26 protein-coding genes are annotated in these 25,196 nt (G+C 64.0%); 17 read left to right on the top strand and 9 right to left on the bottom strand.

Translation table 11 applies throughout. From position 1 onward, the window contains the following. Positions 1 to 5: 5 nt before the first annotated feature. The 3 genes from ACFVSI_RS13455 to ACFVSI_RS13445 are packed head-to-tail and all read right to left on the bottom strand — an operon-like array spanning position 6 to position 2,142. Positions 6 to 617, bottom strand: coding sequence for a TetR family transcriptional regulator (locus ACFVSI_RS13455; protein WP_387824295.1), 612 nt, complete (start codon positions 615 to 617; stop codon positions 6 to 8). Next, entirely contained in the window at positions 614 to 1,357 is a 744-nt protein-coding gene (locus ACFVSI_RS13450) for an ABC transporter permease (RefSeq protein ID WP_387824294.1), read from the bottom strand. Before ACFVSI_RS13450 ends, ACFVSI_RS13455 begins: the two co-directional genes overlap by 4 nt. Before the next feature lie 14 nt (positions 1,358 to 1,371). Beyond that, positions 1,372 to 2,142, bottom strand: a complete 771-nt coding sequence (locus ACFVSI_RS13445; protein ID WP_387824292.1) for an ABC transporter ATP-binding protein — start codon at positions 2,140 to 2,142, stop codon at positions 1,372 to 1,374. Between the two features lie 187 nt (positions 2,143 to 2,329). On the opposite strand from ACFVSI_RS13445, the gene ACFVSI_RS13440 reads away from it, so the two are divergent. The 3 genes from ACFVSI_RS13440 to ACFVSI_RS13430 all read left to right on the top strand — a co-directional run bounded on the left by ACFVSI_RS13440 (position 2,330) and on the right by ACFVSI_RS13430 (position 5,372). Next, on the top strand, positions 2,330 to 2,554 hold the full coding sequence (locus tag ACFVSI_RS13440; protein ID WP_262278536.1) for a hypothetical protein: 225 nt from the start codon (positions 2,330 to 2,332) through the stop codon (positions 2,552 to 2,554). A gap of 215 nt (positions 2,555 to 2,769) precedes the next feature. After that, positions 2,770 to 4,581: a proline--tRNA ligase gene (locus ACFVSI_RS13435; protein ID WP_387824290.1), complete on the top strand. Its 1,812-nt coding sequence runs from the start codon at positions 2,770 to 2,772 to the stop codon at positions 4,579 to 4,581. Beyond that, complete coding sequence (locus ACFVSI_RS13430; protein WP_387824289.1) at positions 4,578 to 5,372, top strand: sulfite exporter TauE/SafE family protein; 795 nt, start codon at positions 4,578 to 4,580, stop codon at positions 5,370 to 5,372. Before ACFVSI_RS13435 ends, ACFVSI_RS13430 begins: the two co-directional genes overlap by 4 nt. A gap of 31 nt (positions 5,373 to 5,403) precedes the next feature. Here the strand turns inward: ACFVSI_RS13430 and ACFVSI_RS13425 are convergent, their stop codons facing one another. Genes ACFVSI_RS13425 through ACFVSI_RS13415 form a run of 3 tightly spaced genes read right to left on the bottom strand, consistent with a single transcriptional unit; the run spans position 5,404 to position 8,341 of the window. Further along, complete coding sequence (locus tag ACFVSI_RS13425) at positions 5,404 to 6,408, bottom strand: aminoglycoside phosphotransferase family protein (protein ID WP_387824362.1); 1,005 nt, start codon at positions 6,406 to 6,408, stop codon at positions 5,404 to 5,406. A 49-nt stretch (positions 6,409 to 6,457) separates the two neighbouring features. Next, positions 6,458 to 7,186: a VIT family protein gene (locus ACFVSI_RS13420; protein ID WP_387824288.1), complete on the bottom strand. Its 729-nt coding sequence runs from the start codon at positions 7,184 to 7,186 to the stop codon at positions 6,458 to 6,460. A 51-nt stretch (positions 7,187 to 7,237) separates the two neighbouring features. After that, the gene (locus tag ACFVSI_RS13415; RefSeq protein WP_387824287.1) at positions 7,238 to 8,341 is read right to left on the bottom strand and encodes a DUF4439 domain-containing protein; all 1,104 of its coding nucleotides are present in this window, start codon (positions 8,339 to 8,341) and stop codon (positions 7,238 to 7,240) included. Positions 8,342 to 8,446: 105 nt separating this feature from the next. On the opposite strand from ACFVSI_RS13415, the gene rimP reads away from it, so the two are divergent. The 6 genes from rimP (at position 8,447) to ACFVSI_RS13385 (ending at position 14,705) form a co-directional block, all read left to right on the top strand. Further along, positions 8,447 to 9,058 carry a ribosome maturation factor RimP gene (gene rimP, locus ACFVSI_RS13410; RefSeq protein ID WP_387824286.1) on the top strand — a complete coding sequence of 204 codons (612 nt, stop codon included), beginning with the start codon at positions 8,447 to 8,449 and terminating at the stop codon, positions 9,056 to 9,058. Beyond that, positions 9,058 to 10,038, top strand: coding sequence for a transcription termination factor NusA (nusA, locus tag ACFVSI_RS13405; protein WP_144663014.1), 981 nt, complete (start codon positions 9,058 to 9,060; stop codon positions 10,036 to 10,038). Before rimP ends, nusA begins: the two co-directional genes overlap by 1 nt. Before the next feature lie 194 nt (positions 10,039 to 10,232). After that, on the top strand, positions 10,233 to 10,574 hold the full coding sequence (locus ACFVSI_RS13400; protein WP_387824282.1) for a YlxR family protein: 342 nt from the start codon (positions 10,233 to 10,235) through the stop codon (positions 10,572 to 10,574). A gap of 152 nt (positions 10,575 to 10,726) precedes the next feature. Further along, positions 10,727 to 13,582 (top strand): translation initiation factor IF-2, encoded by a 2,856-nt coding sequence (gene infB / locus ACFVSI_RS13395; RefSeq protein ID WP_387824279.1) that lies wholly within the window; start codon positions 10,727 to 10,729, stop codon positions 13,580 to 13,582. Positions 13,583 to 13,659: 77 nt separating this feature from the next. After that, the gene (rbfA, locus tag ACFVSI_RS13390) at positions 13,660 to 14,139 is read left to right on the top strand and encodes a 30S ribosome-binding factor RbfA (RefSeq protein ID WP_387824276.1); all 480 of its coding nucleotides are present in this window, start codon (positions 13,660 to 13,662) and stop codon (positions 14,137 to 14,139) included. A gap of 83 nt (positions 14,140 to 14,222) precedes the next feature. After that, positions 14,223 to 14,705, top strand: a complete 483-nt coding sequence (locus tag ACFVSI_RS13385) for a nucleoside deaminase (RefSeq protein WP_387824272.1) — start codon at positions 14,223 to 14,225, stop codon at positions 14,703 to 14,705. A gap of 10 nt (positions 14,706 to 14,715) precedes the next feature. Here ACFVSI_RS13385 and ACFVSI_RS13380 read toward each other — a convergent pair whose 3' ends face one another. Further along, positions 14,716 to 15,885, bottom strand: coding sequence for a pyridoxal phosphate-dependent aminotransferase (locus tag ACFVSI_RS13380; RefSeq protein WP_387824269.1), 1,170 nt, complete (start codon positions 15,883 to 15,885; stop codon positions 14,716 to 14,718). 34 nt (positions 15,886 to 15,919) lie between these two features. On the opposite strand from ACFVSI_RS13380, the gene truB reads away from it, so the two are divergent. The 8 genes from truB (at position 15,920) to ACFVSI_RS13340 (ending at position 23,676) form a co-directional block, all read left to right on the top strand. Further along, complete coding sequence (truB, locus tag ACFVSI_RS13375) at positions 15,920 to 16,873, top strand: tRNA pseudouridine(55) synthase TruB (protein ID WP_387824267.1); 954 nt, start codon at positions 15,920 to 15,922, stop codon at positions 16,871 to 16,873. A gap of 2 nt (positions 16,874 to 16,875) precedes the next feature. After that, a complete protein-coding gene (locus tag ACFVSI_RS13370; RefSeq protein WP_387824264.1) occupies positions 16,876 to 17,229 on the top strand; it encodes a hypothetical protein in 354 nt (117 codons plus the stop codon). Between the two features lie 20 nt (positions 17,230 to 17,249). Next, on the top strand, positions 17,250 to 17,684 hold the full coding sequence (locus ACFVSI_RS13365; RefSeq protein ID WP_387824261.1) for a hypothetical protein: 435 nt from the start codon (positions 17,250 to 17,252) through the stop codon (positions 17,682 to 17,684). 88 nt (positions 17,685 to 17,772) lie between these two features. Beyond that, a complete protein-coding gene (locus ACFVSI_RS13360) occupies positions 17,773 to 18,756 on the top strand; it encodes a bifunctional riboflavin kinase/FAD synthetase (protein ID WP_387824258.1) in 984 nt (327 codons plus the stop codon). Between the two features lie 158 nt (positions 18,757 to 18,914). Further along, complete coding sequence (gene rpsO, locus ACFVSI_RS13355; protein ID WP_387433932.1) at positions 18,915 to 19,184, top strand: 30S ribosomal protein S15; 270 nt, start codon at positions 18,915 to 18,917, stop codon at positions 19,182 to 19,184. 238 nt (positions 19,185 to 19,422) lie between these two features. After that, complete coding sequence (locus ACFVSI_RS13350) at positions 19,423 to 21,675, top strand: polyribonucleotide nucleotidyltransferase (RefSeq protein ID WP_387824255.1); 2,253 nt, start codon at positions 19,423 to 19,425, stop codon at positions 21,673 to 21,675. Between the two features lie 88 nt (positions 21,676 to 21,763). Beyond that, entirely contained in the window at positions 21,764 to 23,107 is a 1,344-nt protein-coding gene (locus ACFVSI_RS13345) for a M16 family metallopeptidase (protein WP_387824252.1), read from the top strand. Positions 23,108 to 23,196: 89 nt separating this feature from the next. Continuing rightward, positions 23,197 to 23,676, top strand: coding sequence for a DUF1579 domain-containing protein (locus tag ACFVSI_RS13340; RefSeq protein WP_387824249.1), 480 nt, complete (start codon positions 23,197 to 23,199; stop codon positions 23,674 to 23,676). On the opposite strand, the gene ACFVSI_RS13335 is transcribed toward ACFVSI_RS13340, so the two are convergent. Then, complete coding sequence (locus ACFVSI_RS13335; RefSeq protein ID WP_144663028.1) at positions 23,673 to 23,939, bottom strand: MoaD/ThiS family protein; 267 nt, start codon at positions 23,937 to 23,939, stop codon at positions 23,673 to 23,675. The genes ACFVSI_RS13340 and ACFVSI_RS13335 overlap by 4 nt on opposite strands. A 5-nt stretch (positions 23,940 to 23,944) precedes the next feature. After that, complete coding sequence (moaA, locus tag ACFVSI_RS13330; protein ID WP_387824244.1) at positions 23,945 to 25,084, bottom strand: GTP 3',8-cyclase MoaA; 1,140 nt, start codon at positions 25,082 to 25,084, stop codon at positions 23,945 to 23,947. Positions 25,085 to 25,196 lie beyond the last annotated feature (112 nt).

The raw sequence follows: 25,196 nt of genomic DNA, 5'->3' as shown, positions 1-25,196 counted from the left end.
CCCAGCTACTTGGGGGAGTCCAGGTTACCTGTGAGGTAGCGCTGGATGTTCGGGGCAACCAAATGGACCACCTCATCGCGAGGGGCGGACGCGAGCGGCTGGATCCGGATCACGTATCGCGCCAGCATGAGGCCCACCACTTGCGTAGCCACCAGGTTGCCGCGAAGGCGTACTTCCTCTGCGGAGCCCGGCAATCCGGCCGTAATCCGTGGCAGGACGGCCCTATTGACCATTTCCTTCATGAGTGCCGTCTTGGCCTTTGAACCGATGGTGCCCCGGGCGAAAGCCACTAACGCGTGCTGTGCCGGGCCCTCCCACAGCTCCAGGACGACACGGACAATGGCTTCTGCCCTCACGGTCGGCTCCACGTTTTCGACGTCGGACAGGACCGCCGCGGGGTCCGCAGGCAGCTCAACGCTTGCTGCAAACAACTCGTCTTTTCCCTTGAAAAAGTGGTGCACCATAGCCGGATCCACGCTGGCCTCGCGGGCTACTTGGCGCAGGCTTGTCCCGTCGAACCCCTGTTCCGCGAAGAGCGTCCGGGCGGCGGCCACTATGGCTTCCCGGGAGTGGTCTTCCGGACTGCGTCGGCCGCGTCGCAGCTGGGGAAGGCTCATCGGGTTTGTCGCCGCAAGGTCAGTGATGCCAGGACCAGTACGCCCACTACGATCGCAGCCATCACCAAAGCGTCCTGCCACATTGCCGAGGTTGCCTCGGAATTACTTGCGATCTCCTTCAGGGCATCCACCGAGAAAGTCAACGGAAGGACGCCCGAAATACCTTCCAGGACCTCATTCATGTGCTCCCGTGCCACGAACAGGCCGCAAAGGAGGATCTGGGGGACCACAACCACCGGCATGAACTGCACGGCTTGGAACTCCGTCCTCGCGAACGCCGAACACAGCAAGCCGAGGGCGACCCCCAGCACTGCGTTGATCACAGCGATCAGTACCACCAGGCCAGGGCTTCCTTTGATGTCGAGGTTGAAAATCCAGTAAGCCACCCCGGTAGCCACCAGGGACTGCAGGGCCGCCATGATCGAGAAGGCCAAGGCATAGCCGAATAACAGGTCGGCCTTATGGATGGGTGTGGTGAGCAGCCGCTCCAAGGTTCCGGAGGTGCGTTCCCGGAGCATGGTGATGGAGGTCACCAGGAACATCACCACGAATGGGAAGATCGCCAGCATCATCAAGCCCACGCGATCAAACGTCCTGGGGACTCCTGGCGGCAGGTTTTCGTTTTCGTAGAGGAAATACACGGCCGTCAGCAGGAGGGCCGGTACCACGAGGATCAGGGCGACGCTACGGTGATCGTGCCGCAATTGGCCGAGGACGCGGGTGGTGGTTGCGATGGTCATGCGGAGGTTCATGACTAGGCCACCTGACTTTCCTGTTGCCCGCGGCCCGCCGCTTTGATCATGGTCAGGAAGGCCCGTTCGAGGTCGTCGCTGCGTCCACGCTCAGCCAGCTCGGCCGGGGTCAGCTGGGCCAGCAACAGCCCGTCCCTCAACAGCAGCAAGGTGGAGCAATGGGACGCCTCTTCCATGACGTGGCTGGAGACCAAAAGGGTGGTTCCCTGTTCAGCCATGGCGGCGAAGCGCTCCCACAGCTCGGCACGAAGCACGGGATCCAAACCCACGGTTGGCTCGTCCAGAACCAGCAATTTCGGGTGGGACACCAAGGCGCAGGCCAAGGACACCCGGCTGAACTGGCCACCCGAGAGCCGGGACGCTCTTTGCCCGGCAAATTCCTGAAGTCCGACGGCGTCAATCGCCTCGGCGACGTCGGTCGCCGTCGCGCCGTGCATGGCGCCAAAGTAGCGGACATTCGCTTCGACGCTGAGGTCGCCGTAGACACTGGCGCCCTGGGTGACGTACCCGACGTCGTGCCTCAACGGCGCGCTGCCGGCCGGCAAACCGAGCACGGTCACGGAGCCCCGGGTGATCCGCTGGACTCCGACGATAGCGCGCATGAGGGTGGTCTTTCCGCTTCCCGACGGCCCCAGCAGTCCCGCTATCCTGCCTGGTTCCACTGAAAAGTCGAGACCGCGCAGCACCGGGGTGCGTCCCAGGGTAACGTGCAGACCCGCTGAGGTGATGGCAGCGGCAGGCGGGGGAGCGGCGTGACGGGCAGTGTGTGACATGGCGGCCTCACCAACATCCAGTAATTCACCAAGTGATGAATTAAAGGTAAGACTGCTTCCCAAGCAGGTCAAGGTTTTCCTTGTCCATCGAAAGTACAAAAATCCTTGAAATCGTGTCCGTCATCACATAAGTTCATCCCTAACCGTGTCGTTGGGGCGCGGGTGGTCAATGAGGGGAATCGTGAAAATGGCAGTTGGCGTTGATCTTTCCAAAGCGCTGGACAAGGCGTACGAGGACAAGAGCCTCAAGGAAATCCTGGATGCTTCTCCGGCCGCGTTGGCAGGTGTTACGGATGCCACGGCAAAGGCCTTGAAGGATTCCCTGGGTATCGACACCATCCGCGAGCTCGGCAGCAATAAGTTCTTCGCAGTCGCAGGCGTACTGGTCGCCCTGGAGGGCAAGACCAAATAGTCCACGGATAACGCTTGCGGCCGGCCGGCCGTTGAGCCACGCCCTCGCAGGATGACCAGCCCACGGCGGCCAGGGGCTTCCGCTCGCGAAGGCGTGGCTCTTCCGCGTTCAGGGCAAGGCCGTGGGTGAATCCGGGTTAAAGGGGTAAGGCTGCAAACCGGTAGATTAGTACGCAGTTGTTCTGCCACATTTGCCAAAGAAACGGATACATACCCGTGGTCCTTCGCCTTTCCCAGTTGTTCCTGCGCACCTTGCGTGAAGATCCCGTCGACGCCGAGGTCGCCAGCCACAAGCTCCTGGTCCGCGCCGGCTACATCCGCCGCGCCGCCCCCGGTATCTACACCTGGCTGCCGCTGGGCCTGAGCGTCCTGCGCAAGGTCGAAGAGATCATCCGCCAGGAAATGGCCGCTATCGGAGCCCAGGAAGTCCACTTCCCGGCCTTGCTCCCGCGCGAACCCTATGAGGCCACCAACCGCTGGACCGAATACGGCGAAGGCCTGTTCCGCCTCCAGGACCGCAAAGGTGCCGACTACCTGCTCGCCCCTACGCACGAGGAAATGTTCACCCTGCTGGTCAAGGATCTGTACTCGTCCTACAAAGACCTGCCGCTGAGCCTCTACCAGATTCAGAACAAATACCGCGATGAAGCCCGTCCCCGCGCGGGCCTCCTCCGCGGCCGCGAGTTCATCATGAAGGACTCCTACTCGTTCGACGTCGATGACGCCGGCCTGGACGCCAGCTACGCCGCCCACCGGGCCGCCTACCTGAAGATCTTCGAACGGCTGGGTCTTGAAGTGATTCCCGTTGCCGCCACGGCCGGTGCCATGGGAGGCTCCAAGAGCGAGGAATTCCTGTTCCCCACCGAGATTGGCGAGGACACATTCGTTCGCTCCGCAGGCGGCTACTACGCCAACGTCGAAGCTGTCACCACCGTTGTCCCGGACGACATCGACTTCGGCAACGCCCCTGCGGCGGAGGTTTTGGACACGCCGAATACGCCCACCATCGAGACCCTGGTCACCGCAGCGAACCAGCTCGCTCCGCGCAACGGGTCCGACGGCGGCGCGTGGACTGCCGCCGACACCCTCAAGAATGTGGTCCTCGCCGTGACGCTGCCCACCGGTGAGCGCCAGATCGTCGTGATCGGTGTTCCCGGTGACCGTGCAGTTGACCTCAAGCGCGTGGAAGCAAACATCGGATCCCACCTGCCCATCGCAGGCGAGATCGGACTTGAGGCCGCAAATGAGGAAGACCTTAAGAAGCTGCCTTGGCTCGTCAAGGGATACATCGGCCCTGGCCTGTCCCTTGACCAGCCTGTCCTGGGACTTGAAGGCTCCTCCAAGGTGCTGTTCCTGGTCGACCCCCGCGTTGTGTCCGGCACCAGCTGGATCACCGGTGCCAACTCCGAGGGCAAGCACGTCTTCGGCCTGGTGGCCGGCCGCGACTTTGGCTGGGACGGCGTCATCGAGAGCACCGAAGTCCGCGCAGGCGATCCCGCCCCCGACGGGTCCGGCCCCTTGGAAACCGCACGCGGCATCGAGATGGGACACATTTTCCAGCTTGGCCGGAAGTATGCCGAAGCCCTCGACCTGAAGGTCCTGGACCAGAACGGCAAGCAGGTCGTCGTGACCATGGGCTCCTACGGCGTAGGCGTGACCCGTGCGGTTGCCGCCCTGGCTGAAGCGAACCACGACGAGCGCGGCATCGTGTGGCCCCGCTCGGTTGCTCCGGCCGATGTCCACGTCGTGGCCGTCGGACGCGGCGAGGAGATCTTCGAGGCCGCCGAGAGGCTCTCCAGCGAGCTCGAGGCTGCCGGGCTGGACGTCATCTTCGATGACCGGCCCAAGGTATCTCCCGGCGTCAAGTTCGGCGACGCCGAGCTTGTGGGTGTGCCCACCATCCTGGCCGTTGGACGCGGTCTGGCGGAGGGCGTTGTCGAAATCAAGGACCGTCGCAGCGGCGAGGCCGAGAACGTCTCCGTCGACAAGGCCGTGGATTACGTGGTCAACGCCGTTCGTTCCCGGTGATTTCGGGCTTCGAATCCATCCAGCTCACCACGATCATCCTGATTGTGGTGGCTGGATTCGCAGCCGGCTGGATTGACGCAGTAGTTGGGGGCGGGGGACTGATCCAGCTCCCCGCCCTGCTGCTGGTGCCCGGCATCACGCCCGTCCAAGCGCTGGCGACCAACAAAATGGGTTCCATTTTCGGGACCACGACCAGTGCAGTGACGTACTATCGCCGCGTTGGGCCGGACCTGAAGACCGCGATTCCCATGGCGGTGATTGCGCTGGCGGGGAGCTTTGGCGGGGCAATCCTGGCAGCATCACTGCCTGCCAGTGTTTTCAAGCCGATCATCGTCCTCGCGCTGATCGCCGTCGCGATCTTTACCGCGTTGCGTCCCAGCGCAGGCGAACTGACGGCCTTGCGCCATGATGGCCACAAACATTACGTCGTGGCCTGCCTCATTGGTGGTCTCATCGGTTTCTACGACGGTCTTATCGGCCCCGGCACAGGTTCGTTTCTGGTGATTGCCCTGGTTTCGGCCATGGGCTACGCGTTCCTGGAGGCCAGTGCCAAAGCCAAGATCGTCAACATGGCAACCAACGCCGGAGCACTGATCTTTTTCCTGCCGCACGGCTCATTGCTGTGGGGAGTGGGCCTGGTCCTTGGACTGGCCAACATGGCAGGAGGCTATCTGGGCGCCAGAACAGCCGTGGCCAGGGGAAGCAAGTTCGTGCGCCTCGTGTTTCTCCTCGTGGTGGCGGCCTTGATCGTCAAACTGGGCGTTGATGTCTGGAACGAAAACTTCGCCTAAGGTGTTACGGCTGCTCAGCTTGTGAACGCACTCAGCTTTTGAACGTACCTGGGTCAGGAAGTTCGTGGGCGCGCGGCAAGTGGTCCAGCGTCCGGCCAGCCATGGTGCTGGCCACCCAGAGGGAGCGTGCCAGATCCCCATCGTGTCCGGGCTTTGTGGCGTACCACAACGCGTTCGCCACTTCGCGGGCAACGCTCCACTGCCGGGCGATCTCCGGATCAAGGCCTGCGGCAAGGCTGAAGTCCGCGCAGCGCTCACGCAACGCGGCCTCCGGGTCCGTCCGGGAGAGGTCATGAATCCGGTTCCAGAGCAGTGGTGCCACGGAAAACTCCGCCTCGCCGATCTGCGGTTGTGGATCGATGGCAAGATAGCTCCCGCGCCCAGGCTGGTCTGCACGCGTGGCCAGGATGTTCATGAAGTGCAGATCCGTGTGCACCAACACGTCTTTGCCTGAACGGCGGCCCACGGCTCCACGCGTCTGGCACACTTCCAGGGCCGCCTCCAGCAACCACCGGGGAAAGGGCCGGTCGAGGCGTTCCCACTCGGCAGGCAGTTCATCACTCCATCGCTCCGCAGTCCCTGCGATGTGGTCAAAGGCCTGCCATTGGGATCCTTGGCCAGGCTGTATGGACAGCTTCCGGACAATACCGCCCCAGATGTCCGCCGCCTGGTCCATCGGAACGTCCTGCAGCCAACGTGAGGCATCGAGCCGTTCCAGGAGCATGGAGCAGCTGGCAGCATCGGACGCCAGGAGACGGACAGCGCCACGGCCGTCCCACAGTTCCAAGGCGTGCCGCTCCACCCTCGCTTCGTCGTGGGGAAAGGCAATTTTCAAGGCCGCGGCGGCCCCGTCCTGCAGGACCGGAACCACCAAGGCGCCGTGGCCGTTCCATGGTTCGTGGCCAGGTGCCAGGTCCACGGTGAGCTGCCAGCGTTCCAGTGCGTCGGAGATGAGTCCCGGCAGGCTGGCCAGCCAGTCCCGGCCCGCGGAGTCGCGGTTGTAACGGGCGTGAAGGTCGCCCGGAATGGGAATCATCGCGTGAAGGGTCACGCGAACAGCCTAACTCCGCGGCAAGGCCCGGCCCCTAGAAAACGCCGCTGGCGCCCAAGAGCGTTCCGATCGAGAAGGTCGCGGCCAACGCCAGGGCTCCGCCGAGCACCACCCGGACAGCAGCCCGGAAGCGGGAGGCCCCGCCGATCCAGGCTCCGACGGCTCCCGTGATGGCCAGTGCAAGAAGCACGGCGACGAACGTCAGTGGCACCCGCATCTCCGCTGGCGGAAGCAGGATTGCCAGCATCGGCAGTACTGCTCCCAAAGTGAACGCCACTGCGGAGGCAAGGGCAGCGTTCCAGGGGCTCACGATGTCGTTTTCGTGGATGTTCAGTTCGGCAGAGAGATGGGCAGCCAAGGCGTCGTGCTCGGTCAGTTCCTCGGCCACGGTCCTCGCCGTCTTGGGACTAAGCCCTTTGGATTCGTAGATAGCGGCAAGCTCATTGAGTTCGTCCTCGGGTTGCTCGGCGAGCTCGCGCCGTTCCTTTTCGATCAGGGCTTTCTGCGTGTCGCTCTGGCTGCTGACGGACACGTATTCACCCAAGGCCATGGAGATCGCTCCGCCCACCAACCCCGCTGTCCCCGCGGCCAGAATGCTGCCTGTGTTCGTGGTGGCACCGGCCACCCCAACGACAATTGCGGCGACCGATACTATCCCGTCGTTGGCACCCAGCACCCCGGCCCGTAGCCAGTTCAGCCGGTGCGCCAGGTCGTCGCGGTGTGGCTCGTTCTCGTGGGTGGTGGCAGTTTCTGTAGAGGCCATATTCCAAGCCAAGCACCCGTGGACGGCCTTGACCAGCATGGCTAGGCTGGCCTATCCCGCGTTCGTTGCCGGTGCCGAGGTGGAAGGAGTACTTGACGTCGGCAACGCAGGCAACTGCCCGGCGTCGAACGTGATTCCGGGCAGGGCCGCAAGAGCGGCGCCCCAGGCGACGCTCCTGCGGGCCGCCGCATGAAGGCCATCCACGGCCCAGGCCCGGGTTTCGCCGGTGGACAAGGCAACAAGGTCCGCGAAGCCTGGCAAGGACGACGCCTCAAGCGCACCCAAAGCGGCGGCAGGGTCCTTGGCGAAAAGCTCCGGCAGCTGATAGCCGGCGGAGGCTGGGGGTACGTCGGCGCAGTTGGCGCGCGTCAAGGCCTCGGCCTGCCTGAGCAGGAGGGCGTGCACCTGCAGGTCCTTGGCCGCCTCGGTGGCAGCGCTGGCGTCCAGCCTTTTCAGGGCCACTTGGTAGGCATAGACGGCCTCCTGCTGCGAGCGGACCGCTGCGGCGAGGGCCGAGTCGGTGGTAGCCGACGACGGGTTCGGCGTCGGGCTGACGGACGGGCAGGCTGCCGCCGTTGGCGTTGCCGCGGGTACCGTCGTTGGGGCCCCGGTCTTGGCAGGGGCGGAAGGGTCCGTGGGCAAGGGCAACTGCCATGCAGCGGCAAGCGTTTCGGAGTGGATCAGTTGGGCAGTTCCGACGGCGGCAAGCAGGCGGGCCAGTCCGCCGTCGGCCTCCCGCGCGTCGGCCAGGCGTTTCCTTCCGCTCGAGGAGAGCTGCTCCAGCAGCGAAGCACGCGTCGTCGCCGCGGTGCCCGCAGCGGCGGTGGATGCCGGGGTGGAGCTGCCCGAAACCCCGCCGGGAACCATCAACGCCCGGGCCTGCGTTGTCAGCAAAGTCACAACACCTGCAAGAGCCGGGGTTTTGGCCTCCGGACCTTCGGCCTCGGACAGGGCTCCAGCCGCTTCAAGCAGCCCCAAGGCATCGGCCGAGGCTCCGGCGCGGGCCGACTCGGAGAAGGAAACGGCCGCAGGAGTGGCGGAATCGCGCGGAATCAGCACCATTCCGGTGCCCGCAACCAGCAGGGCCACCACGGCAACCAGCACAACCTGGCCCCAAGCCGGTGTTCGTCGTTTTTCGCTCGATTGCCCGTTCACAACACACCATGGTGTCACGTGGGCGGGGGACTCCGTGCACCATGACCGCCGGAAAATCGTTAGGCTAGTAGTCACAACAACATCTATCGGGAGGCGGCGGGCAACGTGAGTGACTCGGAAGCCACGACTTCAACAGACCGTTCTGAATCGAACTCAACGGCCACCATCCACAACCCGGAAGAAAGCAGGCTCAAGGCGCTGCTCGAACCGGCCGTCCTTGCCAGCAGGCTCTACCTCGAGGATGTCTCCATCCACGTTGCCGGATCCCACCGCACCGTCCACGTCGTGGTGGACCTCCCGCAGGAGGAAACCGGCGGCGTCAGTCTTGACGCCATCGCCGATGTCTCCCGGGGACTGTCGGATATCCTTGACAACGACCCCCACGACGACGGACGTCCCTATGACCTCGAGGTTTCCTCCCCGGGTGTTGGCCGCCCGCTGACCGAGCCCCGCCACTGGCACCGGGCCCGTGGCCGTTTGGTCCGGGTCAACGTCATCCAGGGCGAGAACGTGCTGGGACGCATCACGTCCGTCGGTGAGAACGATGTGACGCTGATTCCCGAGCACGAAGTCAAGAAGGGCATGAAGCCCAAGCAGGGTGACCCCATCACTATTCCTTTCGACAGGATCCGCCAAGGAAAAGTCGAGATTGAATTCAGCCACCTCCATGAGGCTGCGCTGGAAGACGAGCACAACGGACCTTCCGAGGAGGCCTAATGGATATTGACATGAGCGCACTGAGACTCCTGGAGCGTGAGCGTGAAATCCCGCTGGATCTCCTGATTCCCACCATCGAACAAGCTCTGCTGGTGGCATACCACAAGACGCCCGGTGCCTACGAAAAGGCCCGCGCCGAACTGGACCGCAAGAGCGGACACGTCACCATTTGGGCCACGGAAATAGACGACGACGGCGAGGCCATCGGCGAGTTCGAAGACACCCCGGCAGGCTTCGGCCGCATCGCGGCAAGCACCGCACGCCAGATCATCCTTCAGCGCCTGCGCGACGTTGAGGACGACAACGTGCTGGGCGAGTTCAAGGGCCGTGAAGGCGAACTCGTGGCCGGAATGATCCAGCAGGGCAACAACCCGCACATGATCCAGGTCAATCTTGGGGCCATCGAAGCGCTGCTTCCGCCGCCCGAGCAGGTTCCCGGCGAGAAGTACCTGCACGGAAGCCGTCTGCGTGCCTTCGTTGTGGACGTCCACCGTGGCGCCAAAGGTCCCTCCATCACCCTCTCCCGCTCCCACCCGGGCCTTGTCCGCAAGCTCTTCGAAATGGAAGTTCCGGAGATCGCGGACCGCTCGGTTGAGATCGTGGCACTGGCCCGCGAGGCCGGTCACCGCACCAAGATCGCGGTGAAGGCCAACATTCCCGGCGTCAATGCCAAGGGTGCCTGCATCGGTGAAATGGGCTCACGCGTCCGCGCTGTCATGACTGAACTGAACGACGAAAAGATCGACATCGTCGACTTCAGCGAGGACCCGGCAACCTTCATCGCGAACTCGTTGTCGCCGTCGAGGGTGAATTCGGTCACAATCACGGACGAGGCAACCCGTTCTGCGCGCGTCGTGGTCCCCGACTACCAGCTTTCGCTGGCGATCGGCAAAGAGGGCCAGAACGCGCGGCTTGCGGCCAAGCTGACGGGATGGCGGATCGATATCGTTTCGGACGCCGCCCCCGCCAAGTCCGAATAGCGGGGAACCGGGAGGCCTCGGCCCCCGGTTCCACGCCACGCTTTTGGCGCCCTTGGTTTCAGGACTCAGGGACCGGGGGGCTAGAATGGATGGAACCGGGCTTACGTCCGGTATCCATGTGTTTTGGTGTGCCACGGCCTAATTGACAGGCCTGGACGCCGGGCGACAGTAGCGTAAGGCAGGTTGGACACGTCGTGGCTGAACTGCTTGAACGCGTCCAAGGGCCTGTTCGCACGTGCATTGGATGCCGGAAGCAAGGCTCCCGGTCCGAGCTTGTCCGGCTGGTCGCCCAAGGCGGCGGTTCATCCGCCGTCCTCGTCGATGTTCGACGCCGGATGACCGGCAGGGGTGCGTGGCTGCACCCCAGCGAGAAGTGCTTGGCATTGGCGATCAAGCGTCGCGCGTTCGGAAGGGCCCTTGCGGGCGCAACTGAAACGGGCGCCGTCGAACGCTACCTCATGCCGGGTACGCCACTTGTGGAGGCTGAGGCACCCACAGGAAAACCGTCCAAACCTGAAAGCGGGTCAGAAAACTGATGGAAACCCGATGAGTTCCCAGCGATGAGTGCGTAACGATGACAACTTTGTTGCGCTTTGCAATGGGCCTTTCATGCGCGCAAGCGGCGAAGGCCCGCAGTAAGAAGTAGACGGTTCGTGCCTGGCTCGGTGCGGACCGAGACAGGAGAAATGTGGCCAAGGTCCGCGTACATGAGCTCGCCAAAGAGCTCGGTATTACTTCCAAAGATGCAGTAACCAAACTGCAGGAATTGGGCGAATTCGTTCGCTCCGCCTCTTCCACCATTGAGGCCCCCGTCGTGAAGAAGCTTCGCGACGCCTATCCGGGTGCCGGCGCTGCCAAGTCTGCCGCCCCCGCAGCCGCTCCCGCGGCCAGCCGTCCCGTATCCCGTCCGGCTGCTCCGGCTCCGGGCCCTGCAACGCCGAAGGCTCCGGCCCCGGCAGCTGCAGCTCCCGCCCCGGCAGCTCCGGCTCCCTCGGCACCGGCCCCGGCAGCTCCCGCTGCTCCGGCCGCATCCACCCCGGTTTCGGCCAAGCCCGGCGCACGTCCTGCTCCCAAGGCAGAGACTCCTGCCCCGGCGCGCCAAGGCGGCCAGGCACCGCGTCCGGGTGGTCCCCGTCCCGGCAACAACCCGTTCGCTACGTCGCAGGGCATGCCCCGCGGCCGTGGTGGCGATGGCGACCGTCCGCCGCGTCCGGGCAACAACCCGTTCGCACCGTCCCAGGGCATGCCCCGTGGCGAACGCCGCAATGATGGCGAACGCCCCGGTGGTCCCCGCCCCGCGGCCGGTACCGGTGGTCCCCGTCCCGCAGCAGGAACCGGTGGTCCCCGTCCGGGTGCCCCGCGTCCTGGCGCACCCCGTCCGGGCGCTCCGCGTCCTGCCGGTGGTCCAGGCGGCGGAAACCGTCCGACTCCGGGCATGATGCCCAACCGCACTGAGCGTCCGGCTCCGGGTGGCGCTGGCCGTCCCGGTGGCGCAGGCCGTCCGGGTGGCGGACCTGGTCGTCCCGGTGGCGCTCCAGGTTCAGGCACTGGTGGCGGAGCTCCCGCCGGCGGTGGCTTTGGCAAGGGCGGCCGTGGCCGCGGTGGTACCCAGGGTGCCTTCGGCAAGGGCGGCGCCGGTCGTGGCAAGCAGCGCAAGTCGAAGCGCGCAAAGCGCCAGGAACTGGAGCAGATGAGTGCTCCGTCGCTGGGTGGCGTATCAGTACCCCGCGGTGACGGCGAGACCATCATCCGCCTGCGTCGCGGCTCGTCCATCACGGACTTCGCCGAGAAGATCGATGCGAACCCCGCGTCGCTGGTGACCGTACTGTTCCACCTCGGTGAGATGGCAACGGCAACCCAGTCGCTGGACGAAGACACCTTTGCCCTGCTCGGTGCTGAACTTGGCTACAAGCTTCAGGTTGTTTCGCCCGAAGACGAGGAGCGCGAGCTCCTGGACCAGTTCGACATCAACATCCAGGACGAACTGGACGCCGAGGGCGACGACGTACTTGAGCCGCGTCCGCCGGTTGTCACCGTCATGGGTCACGTTGACCACGGTAAGACCCGCCTGCTTGACGCCATCCGCAACTCCAATGTTGTGGCCGGCGAGCACGGTGGCATCACCCAGCACATCGGTGCTTACCAGATCAGCCACATCCACGAGGGCCAGGCCCGCGACATCACCTTCATTGACACCCCCGGTCACGAGGCCTTCACGGCCATGCGTGCCCGTGGTGCGAAGGTGACCGACATTGCGATCCTGGTTGTCGCAGCCGATGACGGCGTCATGCCGCAAACGGTTGAAGCACTCAACCACGCCCAGGCGGCAAATGTGCCGATCGTTGTCGCTGTGAACAAGATCGACAAGGAAGGCGCCAACCCGGACAAGGTCAAGGGCCAGCTCACCGAGTACGGCCTGGTTCCCGAAGAATACGGTGGCGACACCATGTTCGTTGAGGTTTCTGCCCGCCAGAACCTCAACATCGATGAGCTGATCGATGCCGTTCTGCTGACCGCCGACGCCGCTTTGGATCTGCGCGCCAACCCGGACAAGGACGCTCGAGGCATTGCCATCGAAGCGAACTTGGACAAGGGCCGCGGCTCCGTTGCCACCGTCCTGGTGCAGTCGGGTACTTTGGCTGTTGGTGACACGATCGTTGCCGGTACGGCCCACGGCCGCGTCCGTGCCATGTTCGACGAGAACGGCGAGGCACTCGATGTCGCACTGCCGTCCCGTCCGGTCCAGGTCCTCGGCTTGTCCAACGTGCCGCGTGCAGGTGACACCTTCCTGGTGACCCCGGACGAGCGTACGGCCCGCCAGATCGCTGAGAAGCGTGAAGCAGCAGACCGCAACGCCGCCCTGGCCAAGCGTCGCAAGCGCATCAGCCTGGAAGACTTCGACCAGGCAGTTGCCGAAGGCAAGATCGACACCCTCAACCTCATCCTCAAGGGTGACGTGTCCGGTGCCGTGGAAGCCCTCGAAGACGCCTTGCTCAAGATCGATGTCGGAGACGACGACGTTCAGCTCCGTGTCATCCACCGTGGTGTGGGTGCCATTACGCAGAACGACGTCAACCTGGCAACGGTGGACAACGCCATTATCATCGGCTTCAACGTCAAGCCGGCTGAGCGCGTCGCTGAACTGGCCGACCGCGAAGGCGTGGACATGCGCTTCTACTCGGTCATCTACGCAGCAATCGATGACATCGAGATGGCTCTCAAGGGCATGCTCAAGCCGGAGTACGAGGAAGTCCAGCTCGGTACCGCCGAGGTCCGCGAAGTCTTCCGTTCTTCCAAGTTCGGTAACATCGCCGGCTCGATCGTCCGCTCGGGCATCATCCGCCGTAACACCAAGGCACGTGTCAGCCGCGATGGCAAGGTCATCGGTGACAACCTCACCGTTGAGACGCTCAAGCGCTTCAAGGATGACGCCACCGAAGTACGTACCGACTTCGAGTGTGGTATCGGTCTTGGCTCCTTCAACGACATCAGCGAAGGCGACATCATCGAGACCTTCGAGATGCGCGAAAAGCCGCGCGTCTAGGTTCCGCAGGGAACGGGTCCGTCGGGTATTCCCGGCGGACCCGTTCCGTCCCCGTTTCTACTTTCCAGGAGGAAGTCATGGCTGATCCCGCACGCGCTGCCAAACTGGCACAGCGGATCAAGGTCGTCGTCGCCGAGGCCCTCGGGCGCCGGGTCAAGGATCCGCGCGTCGAGTCCATCACGGTCACCGATGCCCGCGTCACCAACGACCTTCAGCACGCCACCATCTACTACACGGTTTTTGGTGACGAGGTTGCCCACTCCGATGCCGCGAAAGCGCTGGAGAAGGCAAAAGGCGTTCTGCGCCAGGAAGTTGGCCGCAACATCACTGTCCGGCTCACCCCCACCCTCGAATTCGTGGCAGACCAGATCCCGGTCAACGCCTCGAACCTTGAGGAACTGTTGCGCGAAGCCAAGCGTCGCGACGCCGAGGTAGCCGCTTTGGCTGCCGGGGCCAAGCACGCAGGCGACGCGGATCCGTACAAGGGCGATGATCCGGAAGACATCGACGAAGACGACGTCGACGACGAGGAATCCCACGAGGACTCCACCCGCTAGCCCCTCGAGTTTTTGTACAGCTAATGCCCCTAAGACTGTGTTTTAGGGGCATTAGCTGTACAAAAACTCGTTAGGATCGGAGCATGTCGGTGCACAGTGATCACGAACGTGATGAATATCTGAACCGGGCCATCCAACTGGCCGTCCAGAATGTGGCCGACGGCGGCGGACCATTTGGCGCCATTGTGGTCACCCCGGACGGAACCGCCCACGAGGGAGTCAACCGGGTAACCAGGGACCACGATCCCACAGCACACGCCGAGGTAGTGGCGATCCGCCGGGCTGCCGCGGCCATCAGGAAGTTCGACCTCTCGGGTTCGGTACTCTACACCAGCTGTGAACCGTGTCCGCTCTGCCTCTCGGCCACACTGTGGGCCAGGATCGGGCACGTCTACTTCGCGGCCGACAGGCACGGAGCGGCACGGGCAGGCTTTGATGATGAATTGTTCTACGAGTTCTTCAGCGGATCCAGGCCCGGGCTTCTCCCCGTGGAACACTTCGAGCTCCCGGCCGCGGACCAGCCCTTCGAAGCATGGCGGAGCCACGTCCGACGCACTGCCTACTAGGGCGGTCCTGTCAGGATGCGTCGGAGCCGGGCCGGGCTGGGAGGCGGCTGACGCCGTCGAGCAGTTCCTGCTGGCCGCCGCACAGCGCAATCCGGATCCAACCCTCACCGATCGATCCAAACGCCGTTCCCGGTGCAAACGACACGCCTGAGTCCGCCAGGAATTTGCGCACCCAGGTGCGGACATCGCCGTCGCTCACGTGCGAAACGTCGGCCCACAGGTAGAAGGCTCCCTGCGCACCCAGGAAGGGAATGTTCTTCTCCGCCAGCACGGCCGAGGCTGCGTCGCGGTTGCTCCGGTAGTGCTCGCGGGCGTTGGAAACATACTCCTGCGGCCCGGTCAGCGCCGCCAAGGCCGCGTACTGCGACGGTGAGGCCACGCACGAGACGATCGATTCCATGACGTTATTCATCTTCTGCTCCAGCCCCGGCGGGCAGACCAGAGCACCGATACGCAGGCCGGTCAGGCCGTATGTCTTGGAGAGCGTCAGGGAAGCGAACACCCTGGCCTCGCCGGGTATGGCGCTGTCAAAACGGACCGGACTGACGTGCGGGACGTCGAAGGTGAAGGCTTCGTAGCACTCGTCCGAAATGATCCACAAGTCGTGCTTGACTGCAAGGTCAACCAGTTGCCGGGTAGTTTCCTCGCTGATGACCGCACCCAGGGGATTTGACGGCGAGTTCAGCATCAACACCTTGGTCCGGGGCGTGATGAGGGCTTCAATGTCCTCGATGTGCGGCTGGAAGTCGTTGTGCGGGTAGAGGGGATATTGCACGGGAACTGCGTGCAAGAGCCGGGTGGTCATGGCGAACGTGGGGTAGCCCGGATTGGGGATGAGGATTTCATCACCGGGGGACAGGAGCAGGCTCATGGCGAAGTGCAGCCCCTGTTGCGCGCCGTCCACCACGTAGACACGCGCCGCGCCGATGTCCACGCCCTGTTGCTCCCGAAACCGCGCCGCGAAGGCTTCCCGGAGGACCGGAATCCCCGCGTTCGGTGTGTAGTTGGTCTCATCCCGGTCCAGGCACGCGATCCCGGCATCCAGGACGTGGCGCGGAAGCGGGAAGCCTGGCTCACCTATGCTCAGGACAATCGCTCCGGGGGTGGCCCAGGCGGCTTCTGTGATTTCGCGGATCTGGTTCACGGGGACGTCGCGGACGTGCGCGGCAAGCTCAGGCATGGGAGCCATCCTAGCCACCCATATACTGGTAAGCGTGCTTTCTGGACTGGTAATCGTTGACAAACCGCAGGGATGGACCAGCCATGATGTGGTTGGACGGATGCGGCGGCTGGCCGGCACCCGGAAAGTGGGGCATGCAGGAACCCTGGATCCCATGGCCACCGGGGTGCTGGTGATCGGCATTAACAAGGCAACACGGTTGCTGACCTACATTGTGGGCACGTCCAAGACCTACACCGCAACCATCAGGCTGGGTGAGGCCACCATCACGGACGACGCCGAGGGCGAGGTCACAGAAGTCCGCAGCGCAGCCGCCGTCAGCGATGACGACATTGCTGCCGGCGTCGCTGCACTGACCGGCCCCATCCAACAGGTCCCCAGCAGCGTCAGCGCCATCAAAGTCAACGGCGAACGTTCCTACGCCCGCGTCCGTTCCGGCGAAGAGGTCAAGCTCGCTGCCCGGCCGGTCACCATCCACCGTTTCGACATCCATGCGGTCAACAGGCCCGACGGCGGCAGGGTAGTCGACGTCGACGTCACCGTCGAATGCTCCTCCGGAACCTACATCCGGGCCTTGGCCCGCGACCTCGGCAATGCGCTGGGGGTTGGCGGACACCTGACCGCCCTCCGACGCACCCAGGTTGGCCCGTACTCGATCGAGCAGGCCAAGACCCTCGAAGAACTGGCAGAAGAACTCGAAGTCCTTGACATGTCCTTGGCCGCACGTGCCCTCATGCCAAACCGTGAGTTGAGTGAGGAAGAAACCACGGAGATATCGTTCGGCCGCCGCATCGCGGCGGGTCCGGGGGCCGGCACTCCGGACGCCGCCACGGCCGACAAACCTGCTGCAGCGTTCGCGCCGTCGGGAGAGCTGGTGGCGTTGCTGGCAGATTCGGGCACCTTCGCCAAGCCCGTGCTGGTCTTTGCACCGGGGACAGGCCCTGGAACCGGAACGGGCGCCGTTTCCGGAACGGGCGAGGCGGAGTAGGCATGGACGGATATTTCTATGCACTCCTGATCGTCGGCCTGGTTTCGACCATCATGTGCATTGTTGCCGGGTTGATGAAGAAGGCCCCGAACGACCCCACGATCTACTCCGTGCTGGCCGTCGAAGTGGTGCTGCTGGTCTATCTGGTGGGGTCGATTGTCCGCGTCGCCTTGGGCGAGCAGATCGCGGGCGAGCCCTGGGAATTCTGGGGCTATATGCTGACCGCGCTGATCATCCCCTTGGGCGCGGTGTACTGGGCAATTCTCGAACGAACCCGCTGGAGCAATTTCGTCCTCGCGGCAGTGGGCGTGACAGTCCTCGTAATGGGCGCCCGCATGAACCAGATCTGGTACTGACCTTGAAGGAAGAACACGAAGTGACAGGAACCGAGACCAACCCCGCCGGCCAACAGCCAAAGCAGAAAGACACCCGGAACACCGGTCCGGGACGTCTGCTGATTGCGGTCTACGCAGTGTTCGCCTTGTCGGCGACGGCGCGCGCCGGCTACCAGATTGCCACCAAGTTCGCCGAAGCTCCGCTGGCGCACATCCTTTCGGCGTTTGCCGCCGTCGTCTATATCGTGGCGACCGTTTCGCTGGCGAAGCCGGGCCGTACTTGGTTCAATGTCTCGCTGGCTGCCGTGCTGACGGAACTGGTGGGCGTGCTCGTGGTCGGCGCGATCAGCCTCTTTGATCCCGTCGCTTTCCCGCACGACACCGTGTGGTCGCTGTTCGGACGCGGCTATGGCTTCGTGCCGTTGGTGCTGCCGGTCCTTGGGCTCCTCTGGCTCAACAAGCGCCGGCCGTCCTGAGCCGTCTGCCCTTGCGGGTAACCTTAGATTGTTCCGGAGCCGGGAGGTTGCCGGACGCAATGAACATCTGCAGTAAAAGGCGAGGTTGATGGTCCACATCTGGAACGATCCCACTGAGGTCCCCAAGGACTTCGGACCCACCGTTGTCACCATCGGCAATTTCGACGGTGTCCATCGGGGCCACCAGCATGTCCTCGCGCAACTGACTGACACCGCGAAGCGGTACGGCATTCCCTCGGTTGCGGTGACGTTCGATCCGCACCCGGCGCAGGTCCACCGGCCAGATGCTGCGCCTGAGCTGATCATGGGCCTCCAGGACAAGCTGGACGCGTTGGCCGGGACCGGCGTCGACGCCGTCCTGGTCATGAAGTACACGCTGGACCTTGCGGCGATGACGCCGGTTGAATTCGTTCAGGATGTTCTGCTGGACGGGCTCCACGCCGCGCACCTGGTTGTAGGCCACGATCTCCGCTTCGGTGCCGGGAACGTGGGCGACGTTGTCACCATGCAGGAGCTGGGCGAACAACTGGGCTTTGGTGTGCAGGTGGTCAACGAGTATGGCGCAGGCGGCTCCCCGCTCCATCACGATGGCGACGCCGACCGCCGCTGCTCCTCCACGTGGGTGAGGGAGGCTTTGTCCGAAGGCGACGTCGTCACGGCGGCGGCCGTGCTCGGCCGGCCGCATCGGATGCGGGGCGAAGTAGTCCATGGTGCTGCCCGTGGGCGCGACCTCGGATTCCCCACGGCCAACCTTTCCCCGGAGTCGACGGGGTACATCCCGGCCGACGGCATCTACGCCGGCTGGCTGATCGACGAATCGGGTACGCGCTGGCCAGCCGCGATCTCCGTGGGTTCAAACCCCACGTTTGATGGCGTCAGCCGCCAGGTTGAGGCACACGTGATCGACCGTCCGGAAGAGAACGTTGAAGACTTCGACCTCTACGGCCAAACCGTTGCGGTCGAGTTCACCCGGCGCCTGCGGGGGATGGTCGCATACCGTGGACCAGAAGCGCTGGTGGAACAAATGTGCCTCGACGTGGCCCAAGCGCGTGAGCTGCTCGCCCCGAGGTAGGGGATTTCGACAACACTGGCGGCCTGCCGGTAAACTGGTGAATGGTTCTGGCCGCAGTCCGTGGCAGCTGGACCTGTTTTTGTGTGTGGAGACGCACCAAGGGCAACCCGGCAGCGAAGCGCTGCATCGGGAAGCACGGCACAACTCTAGGAGTTCACGTGGCACTTGACGCCGCTGTAAAGCAGTCCATCATCAAGGAATACGCAACCTCTGAAGGCGACACCGGTTCGCCCGAGGTCCAGGTTGCAGTCCTGACCCAGCGGATCAAGGATCTGACTGAGCACATGAAGGCGCACAAGCACGACTTCCACACCCAGCGCGGTCTGCTCGCACTGGTTGGTCGTCGCAAGCGCATGCTTTCCTACCTGAAGGACACCGACATCGCCCGCTACCGTTCGCTCATCGAGCGTCTCGGCCTGCGCCGCTAGTCTGTCTTTGGCGGCCCGGTCCTTTGCGGAACGGGCCGCCTTCTTCACCAACAACTAAACACAGGAATCAACCGCATCGCGCATTCGCGGTCCTCGGTAGTGATTCCCGGGATGTGTACCGCAGGAGGTGCAGCCCGTGGATCTCGATCGATGACCGGGTGTAGTACAGGCCAGTAAAAAAGAAGGGGCCTGGGTTGATGCGGTGGACTTCCGCTAACAGAAACGGAGGTGACTCTCCATGGAGGGTCCCGAAATCCAGTTCTCCGAAGCCATCATCGACAACGGCCGGTTCGGCAAGCGCGTCATTCGCTTCGAAACCGGTCGCCTTGCCAAGCAGGCAGCCGGCGCTTCGATGGTTTACATCGACGACGACACTGCGCTTCTTTCCGCAACCACCGCCGGCAAGCAGCCGCGCGAAGGGTTCGACTTCTTCCCCCTGACGGTCGACGTCGAGGAGCGCATGTACGCTGCCGGCCGCATCCCGGGTTCGTTCTTCCGCCGCGAAGGCCGCCCGTCCACCGAAGCCATCCTGGCGTGCCGCCTCATGGACCGTCCGCTGCGCCCCGCTTTCGTCAAGGGCCTGCGCAACGAAGTCCAGATCGTCGTCACAGTTCTGGCGATCAACCCGGACGAGCTCTACGACGTCGTCGCCATCAACGCGTCCTCGATGTCCACGCAGCTTTCCGGTCTCCCCTTCTCAGGCCCGATCGGTGGCGTCCGCGTTGCACTCATCGCCGATGAGCAGGGTTCGCAGTGGGTTGCTTTCCCCAAGCACTCCCAGCTTGAGAACGCCGTGTTCAACATGGTTGTCGCCGGCCGCGTTGCCGGTGACGACGTCGCCATCATGATGGTTGAAGCCGAAGCCACGGACAACTCCTGGAGCCTCATCAAGGAACAGGGCGCCACGGCACCCACCGAAGAGGTTGTTTCCGAGGGTCTTGAGGCTGCCAAGCCGTTCATCAAGGCACTGTGCGAAGCCCAGGCAGACCTGGCAGCCCGCGCTGCCAAGCCCACTGTCGAGTTCCCGGTCTTCCTGGACTACCAGGACGACGTCTACGCTGCAGTTGAAGCCGCTGCGGCCGACAAGCTCGCCGCTGTCTTCCAGATCGCCGACAAGCAGGAACGCGACAACGCCTCCGATGAGCTCAAGGACGAAGTCCTTGGCGCACTCGCCGGCGAGTTCGAAGGCCGCGAGAAGGAACTGTCCGCAGCGTTCCGCTCGGTGACCAAGCACGTCGTGCGCCAGCGCATCCTCAAGGACCAGATCCGCATCGATGGTCGTGGGCTGACGGACATCCGCCAGCTGACCGCCGAGGTCGAGGTTCTTCCCCGCGTTCACGGCTCGGCCATCTTCGAACGCGGCGAGACCCAGATCATGGGTGTCACCACGCTGAACATGCTCAAGATGGAGCAGCAGATCGACTCGTTGTCGCCGGTAACGCGCAAGCGCTACATGCACAACTACAACTTCCCGCCGTACTCCACCGGCGAGACAGGCCGCGTCGGTTCCCCGAAGCGCCGCGAAATCGGTCACGGTGCCCTCGCAGAGCGTGCACTGGTTCCGGTCCTGCCCACGCGTGAAGAGTTCCCGTACGCCATCCGCCAGGTATCCGAGGCCCTCGGTTCCAACGGTTCGACGTCCATGGGCTCCGTCTGCGCCTCCACGCTCTCCATGCTCAACGCAGGTGTGCCGCTGAAGGCTCCCGTCGCCGGTATCGCCATGGGCCTGGTTTCCGACCAGGTTGACGGCCAGACCCGTTACGCAGCCCTGACCGACATCCTCGGCGCCGAAGACGCTTTCGGTGACATGGACTTCAAGGTCGCCGGTACGTCAGAGTTCGTCACGGCCATCCAGCTGGACACCAAGCTGGACGGCATCCCCGCATCCGTGCTGGCAGCAGCACTGAAGCAGGCCCGCGAAGCCCGCCTCCACATCCTCGAGGTCATCAACGCAGCGATCGACACCCCGGACGAGCTCTCCGAGTTCGCACCGCGCGTCATCGCCGTCAAGATCCCCGTGGACAAGATCGGCGAGGTCATCGGCCCCAAGGGCAAGATGATCAACCAGATCCAGGAAGACACCGGCGCGGACATCTCCATCGAAGATGACGGCACCGTCTACATCGGCGCAACCAACGGCCCGTCCGCAGACGCTGCACGTTCGGCCATCAACGCCATCGCCAACCCGCAGGTACCGGAAATCGGTGAGCGCTACCTGGGTACGGTCGTCAAGACCACCACCTTCGGCGCCTTCGTTTCCCTCACCCCGGGCAAGGACGGCCTGCTGCACATCTCCGAGCTCCGCAAGCTGGCCAACGGCAAGCGCGTGGACAACGTCGAAGATGTCGTCTCTGTGGGCCAGAAGGTCCAGGTCGAGATCACCAAGATCGATGACCGCGGAAAGCTGTCCCTCTCGCCGGTTGTTGCCGAAGAAGAAGGCGCAACCGCAGAGGAAGCTCCGGCCGAAACCGCTGAAGCTTCAGCAGAGTAGTCTGTAAGCAGTACACCCGGCGGGGCCGGTGGACTTGAAAAGGTCCACTGGCCCTTCCGGCCTTAACCCGCAAACCTGAAAGGCTTTGATGACTGTCGTACCCTTGCCGCTGGAGCAGACCCTTCCCGGCGGCGAATTGATCCATGGTGCCGAGGGCGGTTCCGTCGTGCGGCGTTCGGTTCTTCCCGGCGGCGTGCGGGTCCTGACCGAGGCGATGCCGGGTCAGCGTTCGGCCACCATCGGGTTCTGGGTGGCAGTAGGTTCCCGCGACGAGGCAGAGGGCCAGCACGGGTCAACACACTTCCTTGAACACCTTTTGTTCAAGGGCACCAAGCGCCGCACGGCACTGGAAATAGCGTCCGCTTTCGATGAGGTGGGCGGCGAGTCCAATGCGGCGACGGCGAAGGAAAGCACCTGCTACTTCGCCCGGGTACTGGACACCGATCTTCCCATGGCCATCGACGTCATTGCGGATATGGTCACAGGCGCGGTACTGGACCCCGCAGAGCTTGAGCAGGAACGCGATGTCATCCTCGAGGAAATCGCCATGGACAGCGATGACCCCACGGACGTAGCCCATGAGAAGTTCGTGGCCGCCGTGCTGGGCGACCATCCGCTGGCCCGCCCCATCGGGGGAACGCCGGACGCCATCAAGGCCGTCGCACGCGATTCCGTCTGGGAGCACTACCAGCGGTACTACCGTCCGGAGGAGCTGGTCATCACAGCTGCCGGTGGATTGGATCACGACGTCGTCTGCGGGCTGGTCCTCGACGCCCTGACCGCTGCAGGCTGGAAGCTTGACCCCCATGCCGCTCCGGTGAACCGGCGCGGTACCGACAGGGCCGTGATCACCGGTACCTCGGGGCTTCACGTGGTCAAGCGTCCTGTGGAGCAGGCCAACATCATCATGGGTTGCCCGACGATGGTTGCCACGGATGACCGCCGCTTTGTCATGAGTGTCCTCAACGCCGTGCTGGGCGGCGGGATGTCCTCGCGGCTGTTCCAGGAGATCCGCGAAAAGCGCGGACTGGTGTATTCGACATACTCTTTCACTGCCGCCTATGCCGACGCCGGTTACTTTGGCATGTATGCCGGGTGCACGCCCTCCAAGGTCCGCCAAGTGCTCGAGCTGCTGGGCGTGGAGCTGGACAAGCTCGCCAAGGACGGCATTACGGAAGAAGAACTCAGGAAAGCCGTAGGGCAGCTCAGTGGCGGGATTGTCCTTGCCCTGGAGGACACGGGTTCCAGGATGTCGCGGCTTGGCCGGGCAGAGTTGGTGTCCGGGGAGTTCCAGGACATCGACGAAACCTTGGCTCGTATCCAAGCGGTCACCGTGGAGGAGGTCCAGGAACTCGCACGCGAACTGGCCGGGGCTCCCCGGACCATCACGGTGGTTGGACCGTTCGAAGAATCGGAGACTTTCGGGCTCTGAGGCCTGTCCGGTTTCTTCCGGCTATGGACGCGCCCGGCCTCAAAGAGGCAGCATGATGGTGATGCTGCCCCGTTGGCTTTGGAGACGTGATGGACCTGCCCGCAACCGGTCGTGCCGTCGATATTCTGCGGGAGTTCCTCGGCCACTGGACGGGCATTACGGAAATCGCGTCCTCGCCGTGGGGGACCGCTCGGACAGCCGATGCCGACGTGGTTTTCACCGGGACCGCCGGTGGCCACGCGGTGGTCCAGAGCTACAAGCACCGGGAGCCCGACGGAAGCCACTTCGAGGGACATGGCATGTTCACGGTTGACCGGGATCACGGTGGCACCCTGTGGTACTACGTCGACAGCATGGGAAAGCCGCCGGCCGCCCCGGTCAGGGGGACGTGGAGTGCCGGCATGCTGACGCTGGAACGGCGCACGGCCGACGGCGTGGCACGACACACTTTCCGTGTTGAGGACGGTGTGCTGGTGCACACCGCCGATCTACGGTTGGAGGGTCACGCAGCCTTCAGCCCCCTGTTGAAAAGCGTCTTCAGGAAAACGGCTGTGCCTGCGGTCCGCTAGCCTCCGGCGAACGGCGGAAGAACGTCAATGACGTCGTCGGCACCGAGCGGCGCAGAGTGGTCCCGCACCGCAACTTCGTTGCGGAGGAAGCTGCTGCGCGCCACGATCCTGGCCAACGTCGGTGTGCCTTCCGGAGGCACAGGACGTTCGACGGCGAGGGCGGCTTCCAGGAGCGCTTCCAGACTGGTGCCTTCCGGAAGTGCATGGAGTTCTTCTTCGACTCCCGCTGCCGCGCGCGCGGCAGCGAAGTAACGGACCAACAAGTTTTTCAGCCTCCGATTGCGCTCATGCTGCGGTCCGGCTGGACGAAGTCCGCTGCGCCGAGACCGGTGTGGTCCATGCCATGGGCCTTGGGCTTGATCCACATGGCGTCCTGCCAACGTTCGGCGAGTTCGGAATCTGTTGCCCCACTGCGGAGGAGCCCCAGGAGGTCGAACTCCTCCCGCGAGAACAGACAGCTCATGATCTTGCCTTCGGCGGTAATGCGTGTACGCCGGCAGTCGGAGCAGAAAGGCTCGGTGACCGAGGCGATGATGCCCACCGTTCCCAGGACGGGACCCGACGCTTCAGCCGAACCGGTGTCCCGGCGTCGTACTTCAAACCTCTCGGCAGGGGCGCCGTCGCGTTCGCGCGGGTCGGGGGAGAGGACGAAGTCGCGGGAGAGGAGCTCCCGGATCTCCGAGGCGGTGATCATGTTGCGGCGGGTCCAGCCGTGGTCGGCGTCCAGCGGCATCTGCTCGATGAAACGCAGTTCGTAACCGCGGTCCAAAGCCCACGCCAGGAGATCCGGGGACTCGGTGTCGTTGATGCCGCGCATGAGGACGGCGTTGAGCTTCACCGGGCCGAGGCCCGCAGCCCAGGCGGCATCGACGCCGGCCAATACACGGTCCAGGAACGGACGCCGGGTGAGCTTGGCAAAGGTTTCCTCGTGGAGGGAGTCAAGCGAGACGTTGATGCGGGTCAGCCCGGCCGCTTTCAGAGCTGCTGCCTTCTTGTCCAAGCCCACACCGTTGGTGGTCATGGAGATGGGAAGGTCCGGATGTTCGCTTCGGATGCCGGAGATAATGTCGGCCAGATCGGCACGCACCAGCGGTTCGCCGCCAGTGAGCCGCAGTTCCCGGACACCGAGCGAATCGACGCCGATCCGGACGATCCTGACGATTTCGTCCCGGGTCATCACTGCCTGCTTGGAGAGCCATTCCAGGCCCTCTGCAGGCATGCAGTAGGTGCACCGGAGATTGCATTTGTCCGTCAGGGATAGCCGCATGTCAGTGGCGCGACGACCATGGCGGTCCCACAAACCTGCCGGTGTGCCGGCAGGGCGGGGCGGCGGCGTTGCCGCACCGCTTTCCGTGCCGCCCACGGCTCCACTGGAAGGCGGCATTGGCATGCCCAACTGAACACTCATGAATTCAGGCTACGCCACCCGGGCGGGATCAGTGACACCGGTTACAGTCATCGAGTTCTTACGGAATTCCTACGGTTGGGCCGATGCTGCTGGAATCGCGTGCCGCGCACCG

The sequence above is a fragment of the Paenarthrobacter sp. NPDC057981 genome (assembly GCF_042886835.1).
Lineage (GTDB): Bacteria > Actinomycetota > Actinomycetes > Actinomycetales > Micrococcaceae > Arthrobacter.
The sequence above is the reverse complement of the archived record's forward strand: the minus strand, read 5'-3'. Positions and strand labels throughout refer to the sequence as shown.